Below are 14,813 nucleotides of genomic sequence, written 5' to 3' on the forward strand. Positions count from 1 at the left end.
GGTTGCGGCGATCAGCCGCGATCGCGACCGCGCAACATGCTGTCGAGCACTTCGTCACGCCGTATCCAGCCATGGAACAACGCTGCCGCCAGATGCACCAGCACCGTCAGAAACAACAGATACGCCAGATAGCCGTGCGCCTTGCGCAGCAGCGCGAACAACTGAGCATCGGCGGGCACGATGGCCGGCAGTTGCATCGCAGTGCCCAGCATCACCGGCTCACCGGAGGCGCTGATCATCGCCCAGCCGAGCAACGGCAACACCAGCATCAATCCATACAACAACCAATGCGAAGCCTTGGCCGCCAGCGCTTGCCAGTCCGGTAGATCAGCCGGCAGCGGCGGCTGGCGTGTGCTCCAGCGCACCAGCAGACGGACGATCGCCAGCGCGAGAATGGCAATGCCCAGCGGCTTGTGCAGATGGATCAGCCATTCATGCCGCTCGGACACCGAGGTGACCATGCCGGCACCGATAAACAGCATGGCGATGATCATCACGGCCATCAGCCAGTGCAGCAGCCGCGCCAGCAAAACGAAATGGGTCGGTTGGGTGCTCATGGGCGAGCCTCCTGTTTGGCGGCGGGCAACTGGCTGACTTCGCTGGTCCGGCGCAGGTAGGAATCGGCATAGCCGGCCGATCGGGCGGCGAGCAACGGGTCGTCGGAACCTTGAATGCCGGCCGGCAATACCAGCGGATCGTAGTTGATGTCACGGCACTCGCCGCTCAGCTGCGGTTGGGTTTTCTCCAGCACCAACGTGCCGGCATTCAACACTTTGCGCTCGGCGGGCCAGTTCTTGCTGGCGTCGTTGACCGGATCCTCAGGATTGGCGAGGGTGATATTCAATTGAAAACGCAGTGGCCCCGATGCCAGGCGTTGCACCAGATCCTTTTCGAGGAAATCGCCGCCCTCGGGCGCGGTAGCACCGGCAGCGTCGCGCGCAACGGGGGCCATGTTCCAGCGCACCGCCTGTTTCTTGCCGTTACCGTCGACCAGATAAAACGCGTTGACGCTGTTATAGGTTTCGGTGGCGTAACTGGCCGACGGTCTGGCCGTCTTGATCCAGGTCAGAAAGGGCACTGCTTCCGGGTGCGCGGCGAAGAACGCCGGGACTTTCGTCGGGTCCGGCTTACCGGTGGCCGGGTCCGGCGACTGCGCCTGCTGTAACTGATAGAACGCCTCTGGCGTGCCCACCGGAAACACCGGCATGCTGTTCATGCCGGTGCGCCACTGTTGGCCGTTGGCCTGGGTGAAACGCAGCGCCAGACTGCGGATCGGCACGCTGCTGTCCGGCGCGTACGGGTTGCCCGAAGGCAGTGCGAAACGTCCGACCACCGGCGTTTGCGCCTCGTTGAACACTTGTGCAGTGGAGAACGCACGCGCCTCGCCACTGCTCTCGAAATGGCCGATCACGCACACGCCTTTACCGTGGTTGCGGCGAAAACCGGGATGCACACCGTTGTTCTTTTCCAGCACATCCACCAGCGCTTTTGGCGTCAGCCGTTGTGGGTCCAAGTTGCCATGCACGTAGGCAAACGCCCCGGCCACAGCGGCGACAACCACGGCAATACCGCCCAGGCGCAATATCAGACTTGCAGCATCCAAGGGTGGACGCTGCGCCCTTCCGGGCGGCGTTGTATCAGGTGAGATGCGGTCAACCATGAAAGACTCCAGAGCCAAAGGCCAGAAGGAAAGGTGCTATGAGACGTATGCCTCGCAGGTTTATTCCTTCAGAACTGTAGTTTCTTTCACCGCACCGTGTAGGACGCTGCGCTTGAGCGATTCAAAGCTGCTCGAAACGAGGCTCGCGCTTCTCCAGAAAGGCTTGCATTCCCTCTTTCTGTCCGGGCGTGCTGAACAAACCGTGAAACACCCTGCGCTCAAACAACACGCCGTTGCGCAGTCCCGTTTCCAGCGCATGGTTAACCGCTTCGCGGGCAGCCAGCGTCGCCGTTCGCGGAAATCCGGCGATGCGTCGTGCCACGGCCACTGCCTCTTCGAGCAACTGATCGGCGGCCGTCACGCGTGATACCAGTCCTGCCTGCTCGGCCTCCCTCGCGCCCATCGCACGCCCGGTTAGAATCATGTCCATAGCCTTGGCCCTGCCGATGGCCCGCGTCAGCCGTTGAGTGCCACCCATGCCCGGCATGACGCCCAAGGTGATTTCCGGTAAAGCAAATTGTGCGGACTCAGCGGCGATGATTACGTCGCACATCATCGCCAGCTCACAGCCACCGCCGAAGGCGAACCCGGCGACGGCTGCCACTTTTGGCGTTCGAAACCCAGCGAAAGCATCCCATCCGGCGAAGTAATCTTCGGTAATCATGTCCAGGCACGACTGGGTGTACATCTCCTTGATGTCCGCGCCCGCAGCAAAGTACTCGGGGGTACCGGTAATCACGAAACACCCTACCTCAGGATCGGCGTCCAACCCGCGCATTGCGTCCAGCAATTGGTGCATTACCGCCGTACTCAGGGCATTTCGTGCCTGTGGTCGATTCAACCGGATCAATACGACCCGGCCCATTCGTTCGATCAATACACTCATGGTCATCTCATCGCTCGGAAAAAGTCTGTCGGGAAAAGTTTTCGCAGCACGGTCAGGAGTCCCAAATGGCGCCGTAGGCAGGAATGCCCCGTGCTTCCATTTCCTCCACGACCTGCTCGGTCAGTTTCTGATTGGAAATGCAAATGACTGCTTCGGCGCCGAACGACTGCACGGCGGCATAAGCGAGTGTCACCAGATCAGGTTTTCCGCGCACATCGGTATCCCAGATCAGCGCATCAGGCTGGGCTTGCAGGATTTCATCGACCAACGCGTCGCCATAGGTTGTCCTCGGGCTGCGCGTGGACCAGATCAGGCGTATGGGCACTTGCCTGGCCAGTAAATGCGGCAACACAGGCCCGATACCACTGCCGGTGGCGATATACACCACTGACTTGAACAGCGTTTCGATGCGTGCAACGCCTGCAGTGCTGATGCCCTTGACCCAGACATGCGTCGGCGCCTGCTCGATAAAGGCACCCGTCCAGTCGCCGGCACGGGAAATGATCAGTCGGAAACCTTCCTCGCCCGGCGCAGGAATATTCGCGAAGGAATGCCATTCCCACAGCGGGCTGCGACTGATCGCCGTGGCGGAACCGGCGAACGGCGTGTGATGCGCAAAGCGGGCTATCACTGCGTGTGAAGAAGTGCGAACGAGGCTGACAGGCACTTTACGCAACCGCAGCCAAGGCAGCGCGACGCTGAGCGTCACCAGCAGCAGCACCCAGAACGAGACCGTGCGAGGAACAACGTCGAACAACGCTGCCGTCGGATTCTGCTCGCGGGCAGACACCACTGTGATTACCCAAAACAACGCCAGCGCAGCCCATCCGGCGAAACGGTGAGTTCGCTCGAAGGCATTATGAAAGCGCGCGCGTATAGCCGGGATGGCCATGATCGCGACCAGCAACATCAGCCCGAGCAACCCACCATTGAGGCCAAGCAGCGTCAGCGAAACATCACCCGGCCCTGCGTACCGTTGCCAGATCATCGAACCGAACAGCAGCGCAAACCAGGCAATCGCCGCCATCGCGCCACCGCTGTGCAGCCCACCGAAGTGATAGACCTTGGCCAGCGAGCGGCGAATAGCCAGCGGCCAACACGTCGGCGCCCGCGTCGCCAGCCAGAACAACAGATTGATGACGTACTGCTGACGAATCAGGATCGCCAGCGAAAGGTTGGTCATCACCAGCCCGGACAGCACCGGCAAATCCACACCGGCAGAAGACCACCATTGGCCGATTTCAAGCCCGTAGCCCAGCACCGCGACGTTGCACGCCAGCACCAGCATCACCAAGCGGTTGTAATGCGAGAACAGCGACAGTGTTCCCAGCCGCCGCCAGAGTGCACGGCGCGGCGGCAAGACAATCTCCGTTTGCATCGCGCTCATGCCGGCACCTGCGACGCTGTGCCAGTCGCTTGCGTCTGGTGCGCGACTGCCCATTCGAGCAGCAAGCGCTTGTCGACTTTGCCACGGGACGTCAGCGGTATCGCATCCACGGCCAGAATCAGCGACGGCACGCAGTAATAGGCAAGTCGGTTTTCACAGCAGGCGCGAGCGGCCTCAACGTCGATGCTGGCGGGATAGACGAATGCCACCAGATGCCGGCTGTCGAGTTTGAGCGTGACCGCGCGTTCGCAGTTCGGCACAGACTCCAGCACCGTCGATACCGAGTCGAGCTCCACCCGAAAACCGCGGATCTTGACCTGATCGTCGACTCGTCCAAGGTGTTCCAGCTCACCGCCTTCAGTCCAGCGCCCGAGATCACGCGTGCGGAACATCATGCGCCCCTGACCCAGAAACGGGTCGGGTTGGTAGCGCTCGCCAGTCAGTTGGGGATTGCCCAGGTAGCCTGCCGTCACGCAATCGCCACCCGCCCACATCTCGCCCTGTTCGCCCGGGCCGCAAAGCTGCCCGGCCTCATCGAGCACATACACGGTGTTATTGGGCGTCGGCTTGCCGATCGTCAGCGCTCCCGCCCCCCGATAATGCTGCATCGTATTGACGATGGTGGTTTCGGTCGGTCCGCATGCATTGTAAAACGTGCAAAACGCCGCCCAGCGATCGGCCAATGGCTGCGGGCAAGGCTCAACGGCCAAAGCGACCACTTTCATCCGGCTGCAACGAGCAGCATCCAGCGTGGCGAGCATCGAAGGCGTCGCGATCAACACATCGCACTGTTCGGCGGTCTGCGCGATGTCCTTGCCGCGAATCAACAGCGTTGCGCCATGGGCCAGACACCCGAGTATTTCCCAGGCCGCCATGTCGAACGCGATGTTGAGGATCTGCCCGACTGTCAATCCGGGCCGCATACCGAGATTGCCGGGTGCGGTCAGCAAAATGTTGCACACGTTGCGCTGAGTCACGCGCACGCCGTTGGGCAGGCCGGTCGTGCCTGAGGTAAACAACACAAAACAGACCGGATCCACCAATGAGCTTGCACCCACGACGTTCTGCTCATCCGCTGACGCACTGACAACGCTGATGAACTCGTCCAGATGAATGCAGTGTTGGGCCGGGGTCAGGGGAATCGCTTGTGCCAGTTCGCCAAGGGTCAGGACCACACGCACCTTGGCGACGTCCATGATGTGACGCAATTGCGCAACGGGAGTAATGCCGACATGTTGCGGAATATAGGCGGCGCCGACTTTCAACACCGCCAGCATGCCCACCAGCATCGGAATCGAACGCTCGACAAACAACGCCACGTGGTCGCCAGGCGATACACCTTGCTCAAGCAACACGCCTGCGAGCCGATTGGCCTGGCGATTCAATTCACCATAGCGAATGAACTGCCCCTGATGCCGCGCGGCAATCGCTTCAGGCCGGACACGCGCCTGCTCTTCGATCGCACAATGAATCAGCGTCGCATCCGGTTCGACCTTTGGGCCGCAGCCAAATCGCTGCCATGGATCGGTCTCGACCTTTACTGCGCTATCAAATCCCTGTGTTGCTCGGCGAGTGCTTGCGAACGCTTGCATGGAATATCCCTTTAGCTGATTTCAATCCTGTCTGGTCGCGTCCGCTGTGGGCTGGGTTGCAGCCACAGACAGATGCGCGTCTCAAATGGGTTGAGCAGCGAACGGAAAATCCATTACAAGGACGACAAGAAGCGGCGAATTTTCTTACATGCAGAGCGCATGAAACATTTAGTCATAGAGATGGAATAACCTGCGTCACGGAACGTCTTCCCTAGACTCCGCCCTCTGGCTCCGAGCATTGCCTGCAATGAACATCTCGACATGAACGTACTCGATGAACAACTGCGTGAACTGATTCCCCGGTTACGCCGCTTCGCCGTATCGCTGACACGCAACAGCAGCAGCGCCGACGATCTGGTTCAGGCCAGTCTGGAACGGGCCTTGTCGAGTTGGGGTGAAAAACGCGCCGACGGCGACCTGCGCGCCTGGCTGTTTGCGATCCTGTACCGGCAGTTTCTCGACGCGCACCGCCGCTCTCGACGTTATGCGCGGATGCTCGAATTTTTCACCGGTCGCGACGACACCGAACCGTCGGTGGAGCGCACCGTGATCGCTCAATCTACCCTGCAAGCCTTCGACCGTTTGCCCACCGAACAGCGCGCGCTGCTGCTGATGGTCTCGGTCGAAGGCCTGTCCTATAAAGAGGTCGCCGAGATTCTCGGCGTCCCGCTCGGCACCGTGATGTCGCGCCTGTCCCGCGCTCGCCAGGCCCTGCGCCAATTGAGCGACGGCGAAATCACCAGCCCTTCTTTGCGGATACTCAAATGATCAGCCTGCCTCCCAACGAGCGTGACCTGCACGCCTACGTCGACCATCAACTCAGCGACGCCGACCGGCGTGTGCTGGAAACCTGGCTGGCCAGCCACCCGGACGAAGCGGCGCAGGTTCGTGCCTGGCAGCACGACGCTCAGCAACTGCGTGCTGCACTGAGCGGTGCGTTGCAGCAACCGGCCAATCCGGCGCTTGATCCGGCATTGATTCGCCAGCGCCGCCAGCGTCAGTCACGGCGCCATCTGGCCAGCGCGGCGATGCTGCTGATCGCCGTCAGCATCGGTGGCTTCAGTGGTTGGCAGGCACGGGAAATGACCCTCGTGCGCGCCTCGGTGCTACCGATGACCGATGCCTTGCAGGCCTATCGCCTGATTGCCCAGCAAGGCCTGCTTCCGGCCGATTACCAGGTCGACAATGATGGCGACATGCAGCGCTGGCTCGATCGTTATTTCACCCAGGCCAGCCGCTTGCCGGATCTGACGGCGGCCGGGTTCGAACCGGTCAGCGGACGTCTGCTGAGCACCGATGAGGGGCCGGCGGCGATGGTCATGTATGAAGATCGCAGCGGCCACAAGGTGAGCTTTTATGTGCGCCCGCCGGGACCGAAAAACACCTTTTTGCCGCGCGGCCGGCGCAGCGATGGAGATTTGCAGGCCGAGTATTGGTCGGGCGATGGATACAACTATGCGATGGTCAGTCCGACAGATTTGCCGGCAGCGCAACGGCTCAAGCCGTCGCAACCCTTCTGAAATCCGCCTGAACCCCTGTGGGAGCCAGCCTGCTGGCGATGACGGTCTGTCAGTCGACTGATGTGCGCAATGATGAACCGCAATCGCCAGCAGGCTGGCTCCCACACGGAAATCAGCGCCAGGCTGACTCCCTGCGCAACGCTCTGGCAACCGAAAAATCTGTTCCGTGATCGCCCACTCTCGCGCCCTTGCGGTGGCCGATCAACCCGTCCTCTGGTTACACTGAACCGCCGCGCCTCTGGGCGCCGGTTTGACGAACACGGAGACCCCGCGAGTGCCTGCCCCACCGCCGAAACGATCCCCCCTGCTGGCGCGCCTGCCGGCATTGCGCCGCTGGCTCGGCAAGGGCGTGCCGGCCAGCGCCGGGCATGACGCCAATGCCCAGGTCATCCGGGATCACTTTCGAAACAAGGCCTGTGAACAGGGTTACACCCTCAGCCACAGCCAGCAGCGCGTCATTGATTGCATGGCGCAACAGGCCAGCCTGTTGTTCGGCGCCAGCGCGCATACGCCACCGAGCCTGTATCTGTTCGGCGCGGTCGGACGTGGCAAGAGCTGGCTGCTCGACGGTTTCTTTCAGGCGCTGCCGATCACCGAGAAACGCCGACTGCATTTCCATCAGTTCTTTGCGCAATTGCACGCGGGCATGTTCCGTCATCGCGATCAGGACGATGCGCTGGAGGTAACGCTCGATGAACTGCTGGAAGACTGTCGGGTGCTGTGTTTCGACGAATTCCATGTGCACGACATTGGCGATGCAATGCTCATCACCCGGCTGTTCAAAGCGCTGTTCAAACGGCGGATTCTGCTGCTGGTGACGTCCAATTATCCGCCTGAAGGCCTGCTGCCCAACCCGCTGTATCACGCGCGTTTCAAACCGGTGATCGAGCTGATCCATGCGCGCATGCACGTCATGGAAGTGGGCGGTCCGCATGATTACCGCAGCCAGCAGCGGCATTTTCAACATCAAGTGTTTACTCACGGAAATTACGCGTGGCCCGGCACGCCCGCGCAACGCACAGCACTCGATCTGCCGCCCACTGACGCGCAGCCCGTTGCGCTGACCGTCGGCACTCGACAGTTTCAGGCGCGGTTCTGCACGGATCGACGTATCGGTTTCACCTTCAACGATCTGTGCGAACAGCCGACCGCCGTCATGGACTATCTGGAACTGTGTCGACGTTTCGATCATTGGGTCATCGAGGATCTGCCCGAACTGGGCGAATGCCCGATCGCCGCGCAACAGCGCTTCATCAACCTGATCGACGTGCTTTACGACCAGGACAAGCATCTGACACTGATCGGGCGACTGCCACTGCGCGACAGCCTCGAAGGCGACGCCATCGATCTGGCCCGCACACGCAGCCGTTTGGGGCAATTGCAAGCCATGCACGACCCTCACTGATACACCACTAATCCCCTGTGGGAGCCAGCCTGCTGGCGATGGCGGTGGGACAGGCAGAACATCAGCGACAGAGAGTCAGCTATCGCCAGCAGGCTGGCTCCCACAGGTTCCGTGGTGCTGAATCGCTTTGCCGTTATCATGTCGCTCCGCGCCGCTCCTTTATCGAAAGCGAACACCTACCATGCACACCCTTGCTCAATTGCGCGCCGGCGAACTGTCGGGCATTACTCGTCTGGATCTGTCGTGTGGCCTGACCGAGTTTCCGCGCGAGATTTTCGCTCTGGCCGACACCCTCGAAATCCTCAACCTCAGCGGCAATGCCTTGAGTCGTCTGCCGGATGACTTGCATCGGCTGACGCACCTGCGCGTGCTGTTCTGCTCCGACAACCAGTTCACCGAGCTGCCGGCATGTCTCGGACAGTGCACGGCGCTGACCATGGTCGGGTTCAAGGCCAACCGCATCGCCAGTGTACCGCCCGCCGCCCTGCCGCCCTCGCTGCGCTGGCTTATTCTCACCGACAACTGCCTCGAGCGTCTGCCGAGCGAACTCGGTGAGCGCCCTGCCCTGCAGAAACTCATGCTCGCCGGCAACCGCTTGCAAGCGCTGCCGCCGTCGCTGAGCCAATGCCATCGGCTGGAACTGATCCGTATCGCCGCCAACCGCCTGACCGAGCTGCCGCCGTGGTTGCTGAGCCTGCCGAGCCTGACGTGGCTAGCCTACGCCGGCAACCCGCTGGAAACCGAGGCGGACGCGGCCGCGCTAGAGGCGACGCCGAAAATCGACTGGTCGGCGCTGCATCTGCGACAGCAACTGGGTGAAGGCGCCTCAGGGGTAATCTCGCGCGCGGACTGGCAACATGACGACGGCTCGCTGACCCCGGTGGCGGTGAAGCTGTACAAGGGCGAGATGACCAGCGACGGTTCGCCGCTGCACGAAATGAATGCCTGCATCACGGCCGGCCAGCACACCAATCTGATCCGCATCGAGGGGCGCATCAGTGGCCACCCTGACCGCCAGCAAGGGCTGGTGATGCAGTTGATCGATCCGTCGTTTGCCAACCTCGCCGACCTGCCGAGCCTGGATTCCTGCTCGCGCGATGTCTACGCCGCTGATCGCCGCTTCAGCGCCGAGGTTGCGCTGAACATCGCCAAAGGCATCGCCTCGGCAGCGCAGCATCTGCATCGCCAAGGCATCACCCATGGCGATCTGTATGGGCACAACATTCTGCTGAATCAGCACGGCGATTGCCTGCTCGGCGATTTTGGTGCGGCGTCGTTTCACGCTGTCGAGGACAACCGACAAACGCGCGCGCTGCAACGCCTTGAGGTACGTGCCTTCGGGATTTTGCTCGGGGAATTGCTCGCGCGCATCGATAGCGGGTTGAGCGATCGGCAGCGGCTTGCGCTTGAGGCGCTGGAGCAGCGTTGCTGTCAGGCGGATGTGCTGGGGCGGCCGGGGTTTGGTGAAGTGATCGAGAGCCTGGAAACACTGTGACCGCTGCGCGGTCAATCGCGAGCAGGCTCACTCCTACAGGGGATTTGAGTGATATGCAAATCCGGTATGGGAGCTAGCCCTGCTAGCGATGGGGCCATCACTGACGCCGCAGATCAGCCTGCCAGACCGACGAACATATCCTGCACGTCGTCATGGTTGTCTAGGCCTTCGAGGAACGCTTCGACCTCAGCCATCTGCTCGTCGCTCAGGCCGCTGACCGGGTTTTTCGGCTGGTAGCCGAGCTTGGCCGAGAGCACGGTAAAACCCTGTTCCGGCAGGGCTTTCTGCACCGCATCCAGATCGGTCGGATCGGTCAGGAACAACGTAGCGCCTTCTTCACCCGGCTCGAAATCCTGGGCGCCGGCTTCGATCGCGGCCATTTCCGGATCCGCGTCCGGATTCTCCGGTGCAGCTTCGATCATGCCGACGTGGTTGAACATCCACGCCACCGAACCGGAAGCGCCCAGTTGGCCCTTACGGAAAGCCACACGAATTTCGGCGACGGTGCGGTTGATGTTATCGGTTACGCACTCGACGATCAGCGGCACCTGGTGCGGGGCGAAACCTTCGTAGGTCACGCGATGGTACTGCACCGTCTCACCCAGCAGACCTGCGCCTTTCTTGATCGCGCGGTCGAGGGTTTCTTTAGGCATCGAGGCTTTCTTGGCCTGTTCGACCACCAGACGCAAATGTGCGTTGGTGGCGGTATCGGCACCGTTGCGGGCAGCGATGGTGATTTCCTTCACCAGTTTGCCGAAGATCTTGCCCTTGGCGTTGGCAGCCGCTTCTTTGTGTTTAACCTTCCACTGTGCGCCCATTACTCACTCTCTTTGATCTGTGGCGCCGAGACATCTATTGGCCGACGCGTGGCGGCAAGTTTATACGGCCTAAAGTCGGCAATCGACCAAAAAAACGCAATGCCGAATCGACAACTTCATCAGACCTTGTAGGGGGATTCTGAAAAACGTCTTTGACACGACCATTCCGCTCTGCGGTTTCGTACCCTCTGACTCCCGTATTGCCTGACAGAGCCTGTGCGAATGCTCAATGACAAGGAAAGTCCTTTCACCCTGACCCTGACCGACAGTGGCCTGAGCCTGCCGGTGGTGGGTTTCGACGGCGAGGAAGCGCTCAACCAGCCCTATCGTTTCGACCTTGAACTGATCGGCCTCGCCCCCGCCATGGCACCGGGCGCGCTTTTACAGCAACCGGCCTTTCTGCGTCTGGACGAGCGGCACGGGATTCATGGCGTGATCGACAGTGCCAGTTACGAACATCGCGGTACGCACCGGATCGGTTATCGATTGAGCCTGATGCCGCACCTGCAACGCCTGGCACAACCGGATAAACGCCGGGTGTTCGTGCAATCGAGCGTGCCGCAGATTCTCCAGCAACTGCTCGCTGAAAACGGCTTGGCCGCAAACGATTACCGAATCGAAATGACGGTCGGTCATTACCCGCTGCGGCCATTTTGCATTCAGTATGAGGAAAGCGATCTGGCGCTGCTCAACCGGCTCTGCGAAGAAGAAGGCATTCACTATCACTTCGAACACCGCGCCAACGGTCACGTTGCAGTGTTCGCCGATGACAGCCTGAGCCTGCCGCAAACGCCGGTATCAGTGCCGTTCACGGCCGGCGAACAGGCGCCTTCGCCCTGCATCAGCGCGCTGTACCAGCACCATCACGCTGCACCGATCTGCGCGTTGCGAACGGTGCGCGATCGCGGCCAACCGGCCAGCAGCGACGCGGCGGCCAATCAACGAATGGCCGATCCACCGCCCAGACCTGCACCTGAACAGCGCCATCATGAACAGCGCAGCCGCCGTCATCTGGAGCGCCAGCGCGGCCAGCAGCGCACGATCAACGGTCGCAGCGACCAGAGCGGTTTGTTCAGCGGCGATCTGCTGCAAGTCTCGGCGCATCCGATCAGCCATTTCAACGAGCAATGGCGAATCACAGCGATCCGTCATCGTGGGCAGCATCCATCGATTCTCGACCCGAGCCCCAGCGTACACCGCTACCACAACGATTTCCGTGCTCAGCCCTGGGCGAGCGATTTTCGCCCGGCGCTCAAACAACCGCGGCCGAGCATTGCCGGTTTTCATCTGGCCCGGGTCGTGGGCAGCACCGGGCAACCGGCGCAAATGGACGAACACGGTCGGGTCGCCATCAGTCTATGGCCGGCGGCGCAGGCGCCAATGCACGATAGCGACACGCTCTGGCTGCCCGTCGCCATGACGCGCACTCAGCGCCGCCTTGCGCCGGCCGATCTGCCCTGCGCCGGCAGTGAAGTGTGGGTGAGTTTCCTCGATGGCGACCCGGATCGGCCGATCCTGTGCCTGGGCAATTCACCCGAGCCGGCGCTCCGCCCGCCACCGCCGGCACGCGACAACGGCTTGTTGCTCGACTGGCTGCTCAACCGCGCCGAACCGTGACCGGCGCACTCAGCCTTTGTCGGCCAGGGCAAAAGCCTTGTGTAGTCGGCACTGGCGTAATCGCTAGCAGGCTAGCTCCCACAGGGATTTTGCGTCGCTCACAAACCCTGTGGGAGCCAGCCTGCTGGCGATTGCAGGCTCCCACAGGGATTTTGCGTCGTTCACAACCCTGTGGGAGCCAGCCTGCTGGCGATTGCAGGCTCCCACAAGGATTTTGCGCCGTTCACAAACCCTGTGGGAGCCAGCCTGCTGGCGATTGCAGACGCCGCGGCCTGTCAGGCTGGCGCCAGATCGAAAAACGCCTGAATCAAGCGCAATTCCCGCCGCCGTTCCATGCAGCCGATCATGTGCTGATTGACCAGCCCTGCCCCGCCAATCGGAATCGCCACCACCCGTGGGTCGTGGCTGACTTCCACCGAGGACACCACGCCCACGCCCAACTCGGCGGCGACGGCTTCGGTCACCGCTTCGCGGCTGTCGAGCTCCAGCAACACGCGCGGGTGAATCGACGCCTGCACGCAAGCCCGGTCGAAGGTGCGCCGGGTAATCGAACTCGGCTCACGCAACACCATGATCACCTGATCAAACTCTTTGAGCGGTACTTCCCCACCGCGCAGTGCCCACGGGTGTCCGGCCGGCACCAGAGCGCAGATCCGCGATTCGCTCAGGCCTTGCAAATGCAAACCTTTGCGCGGCTCGACCTCAGTCAGCACCGCGACATCTGCATGCTCGGACAATAACGCCGCCAAGGTTTCCTGCGCATTGCCCAAGCGCAGATTCACCGTAACGCCGGGATACCGCGCACGCAGGCTGGCGAGCATCGGCATCACCAGGTGCGGGCCGTCCGCTGCGACCTCAAGCCGACCGGTGAGCAATTGCCGATTGGCTTCGAGCATCGTCTGTGCCTCATCCGCCAGGCCGAACATCGCGCGGGTGATCGCCGCGAGTCGGGTGCCCTCCTCGGTCAGCTCCACCCGACGCGCGGTGCGCCGCAACAGGGTGATCTGATAGTGCTCTTCCAGCGCCTTGATGTGCCCGGTGACCGCTGGCTGACTGATGAACAAGCGCGCAGCGGCGCGGGTGAAGCTGCCTTCACGGGCGACGGCGTCGAAGGCGCGCAACTGGAACAGGTTCATGAATAACCCTCACTGATGACTGGCATAACAACAAACAATTTGATTGATGCAACGGTGAATTGCAACGTATGCCCCGTAGCTTCATCCCCCAGTACAACCCAAGGACACCTGCATGCGTAACGCCGAACCCATCCTGCTCACCCCCGGCCCGTTGACCACTTCGGCCCGCACGCGCCAGGCCATGATGGTCGACTGGGGTTCCTGGGATGACCGCTTCAATCAACTGACCGCCAGCCTGTGCGAGCAATTGCTGGCGATCGTCAATGCCGCCGCGACCCACCACTGCGTGCCATTGCAGGGCAGCGGCACCTTCGCCGTCGAAGCGGCCATCGGCACGCTGGTACCGCGTGACGGCAAAATACTGGTGCTGATCAACGGGGCCTACGGCAAACGGCTGGCAAACATCTGCGAAGTGCTCGGGCGCTCGTTCAGCACCTTCGAAACCGCCGAGGACGAGCCGACCACGGCCGCCGACGTCGACCGTCTGCTGCGCGCCGACAGATCAATTACCCACGTTGCGCTGATCCACTGCGAAACCAGCACCGGTATTCTCAACCCGCTGGCGGAGATCGCCGAGGTTGTCGAGCAACACGGCAAGCGCCTGATCGTCGACGCCATGAGCTCGTTCGGCGCACTGCCGGTGGATGCGCAGAAGGTGCCGTTCGATGCGCTGATCGCAGCCTCCGGCAAATGTCTGGAAGGCGTACCGGGGATGGGCTTTGTCTTCGCGCGCAAAGCATCACTGGCCGCTGCCGCCGGCAATTCGCATTCATTGGCGATGGACCTGTTCGACCAGCACACCTACCTGCAGAAGACCGGGCAATGGCGCTTCACCCCGCCGACCCACGTGGTCGCGGCGCTGCACGAAGCCTTGCAGCAATATAGCGAAGAAGGTGGCCTGCCGGCGCGGCATGCGCGCTATGCCGCCAACTGCCAGGCGCTGATGGAAGAGATGGCCAGACTCGGTTTGCGCAGTTTTCTGCCGGCAGCCATTCAGGCGCCGATCATTGCCACGTTCCATGCGCCGAATGACCCGCGTTATCAGTTCAAGGACTTCTACGAACGGGTCAAGGCTAAGGGTTACATCCTTTATCCCGGCAAGTTGACCCAATTGGAAACCTTCCGCATCGGCTGCATCGGCCACGTCACCCCGGACGACATGCGCCTGGCTGTCGCGGCTGTCGGCGAAGTGCTGCTCGAGATGGAAGTGCTCGATATCTGAACCCTACACAAATCCCCTGCAGGAGTGAGCCTGCTCGCGATGAGGGCGTGTCAGTCGACGAAGATGTTCATGTTC

At 61.6% G+C, this 14,813-nt stretch carries 13 protein-coding genes; 6 read left to right on the plus strand and 7 right to left on the minus strand.

Translation table 11 applies throughout. The features are described from left to right. Positions 1 to 11 precede the first annotated feature (11 nt). The 5 genes from BLU52_RS15060 to BLU52_RS15080 form a co-directional block, all read right to left on the minus strand. The gene (locus BLU52_RS15060) at positions 12 to 557 is read right to left on the minus strand and encodes a cytochrome b (protein ID WP_090284448.1); all 546 of its coding nucleotides are present in this window, start codon (positions 555 to 557) and stop codon (positions 12 to 14) included. Then, entirely contained in the window at positions 554 to 1,660 is a 1,107-nt protein-coding gene (locus tag BLU52_RS15065; protein ID WP_090284450.1) for a catalase family peroxidase, read from the minus strand. Before BLU52_RS15065 ends, BLU52_RS15060 begins: the two co-directional genes overlap by 4 nt. Before the next feature lie 121 nt (positions 1,661 to 1,781). Next, positions 1,782 to 2,546 carry an enoyl-CoA hydratase-related protein gene (locus BLU52_RS15070; RefSeq protein ID WP_090284452.1) on the minus strand — a complete coding sequence of 255 codons (765 nt, stop codon included), beginning with the start codon at positions 2,544 to 2,546 and terminating at the stop codon, positions 1,782 to 1,784. Positions 2,547 to 2,598: 52 nt separating this feature from the next. After that, positions 2,599 to 3,933, minus strand: coding sequence for a hypothetical protein (locus tag BLU52_RS15075; protein ID WP_090284453.1), 1,335 nt, complete (start codon positions 3,931 to 3,933; stop codon positions 2,599 to 2,601). Continuing rightward, a complete protein-coding gene (locus BLU52_RS15080) occupies positions 3,930 to 5,525 on the minus strand; it encodes an amino acid adenylation domain-containing protein (RefSeq protein ID WP_090284455.1) in 1,596 nt (531 codons plus the stop codon). Before BLU52_RS15080 ends, BLU52_RS15075 begins: the two co-directional genes overlap by 4 nt. Before the next feature lie 261 nt (positions 5,526 to 5,786). Between BLU52_RS15080 and BLU52_RS15085 the strand changes: the two genes are divergently transcribed. The 4 genes from BLU52_RS15085 (at position 5,787) to BLU52_RS15100 (ending at position 9,945) form a co-directional block, all read left to right on the plus strand. Beyond that, complete coding sequence (locus BLU52_RS15085; protein ID WP_090284457.1) at positions 5,787 to 6,293, plus strand: sigma-70 family RNA polymerase sigma factor; 507 nt, start codon at positions 5,787 to 5,789, stop codon at positions 6,291 to 6,293. Then, positions 6,290 to 7,045: an anti-sigma factor family protein gene (locus BLU52_RS15090; protein ID WP_090284459.1), complete on the plus strand. Its 756-nt coding sequence runs from the start codon at positions 6,290 to 6,292 to the stop codon at positions 7,043 to 7,045. The genes BLU52_RS15085 and BLU52_RS15090 overlap by 4 nt, the downstream gene beginning before the upstream one ends. A gap of 274 nt (positions 7,046 to 7,319) precedes the next feature. Continuing rightward, entirely contained in the window at positions 7,320 to 8,450 is a 1,131-nt protein-coding gene (zapE, locus tag BLU52_RS15095) for a cell division protein ZapE (RefSeq protein WP_090284461.1), read from the plus strand. Between the two features lie 181 nt (positions 8,451 to 8,631). Continuing rightward, positions 8,632 to 9,945: a leucine-rich repeat-containing protein kinase family protein gene (locus BLU52_RS15100; protein WP_090284463.1), complete on the plus strand. Its 1,314-nt coding sequence runs from the start codon at positions 8,632 to 8,634 to the stop codon at positions 9,943 to 9,945. A gap of 113 nt (positions 9,946 to 10,058) precedes the next feature. Here the strand turns inward: BLU52_RS15100 and BLU52_RS15105 are convergent, their stop codons facing one another. Beyond that, the gene (locus BLU52_RS15105; RefSeq protein WP_090284465.1) at positions 10,059 to 10,763 is read right to left on the minus strand and encodes a YebC/PmpR family DNA-binding transcriptional regulator; all 705 of its coding nucleotides are present in this window, start codon (positions 10,761 to 10,763) and stop codon (positions 10,059 to 10,061) included. A gap of 222 nt (positions 10,764 to 10,985) precedes the next feature. Here BLU52_RS15105 and BLU52_RS15110 point away from each other — a divergent pair, with 222 nt between their 5' ends. Beyond that, on the plus strand, positions 10,986 to 12,380 hold the full coding sequence (locus BLU52_RS15110; protein WP_090284467.1) for a type VI secretion system Vgr family protein: 1,395 nt from the start codon (positions 10,986 to 10,988) through the stop codon (positions 12,378 to 12,380). A gap of 275 nt (positions 12,381 to 12,655) precedes the next feature. On the opposite strand, the gene BLU52_RS15115 is transcribed toward BLU52_RS15110, so the two are convergent. Next, positions 12,656 to 13,516, minus strand: a complete 861-nt coding sequence (locus BLU52_RS15115; RefSeq protein WP_090284469.1) for a LysR substrate-binding domain-containing protein — start codon at positions 13,514 to 13,516, stop codon at positions 12,656 to 12,658. 112 nt (positions 13,517 to 13,628) lie between these two features. Here BLU52_RS15115 and BLU52_RS15120 point away from each other — a divergent pair, with 112 nt between their 5' ends. Continuing rightward, complete coding sequence (locus tag BLU52_RS15120; protein WP_090284471.1) at positions 13,629 to 14,738, plus strand: 2-aminoethylphosphonate--pyruvate transaminase; 1,110 nt, start codon at positions 13,629 to 13,631, stop codon at positions 14,736 to 14,738. Positions 14,739 to 14,813 lie beyond the last annotated feature (75 nt).

The sequence above is a fragment of the Pseudomonas granadensis genome, assembly GCF_900105485.1.
Taxonomy (GTDB): Bacteria; Pseudomonadota; Gammaproteobacteria; order Pseudomonadales; family Pseudomonadaceae; genus Aquipseudomonas; species Aquipseudomonas granadensis.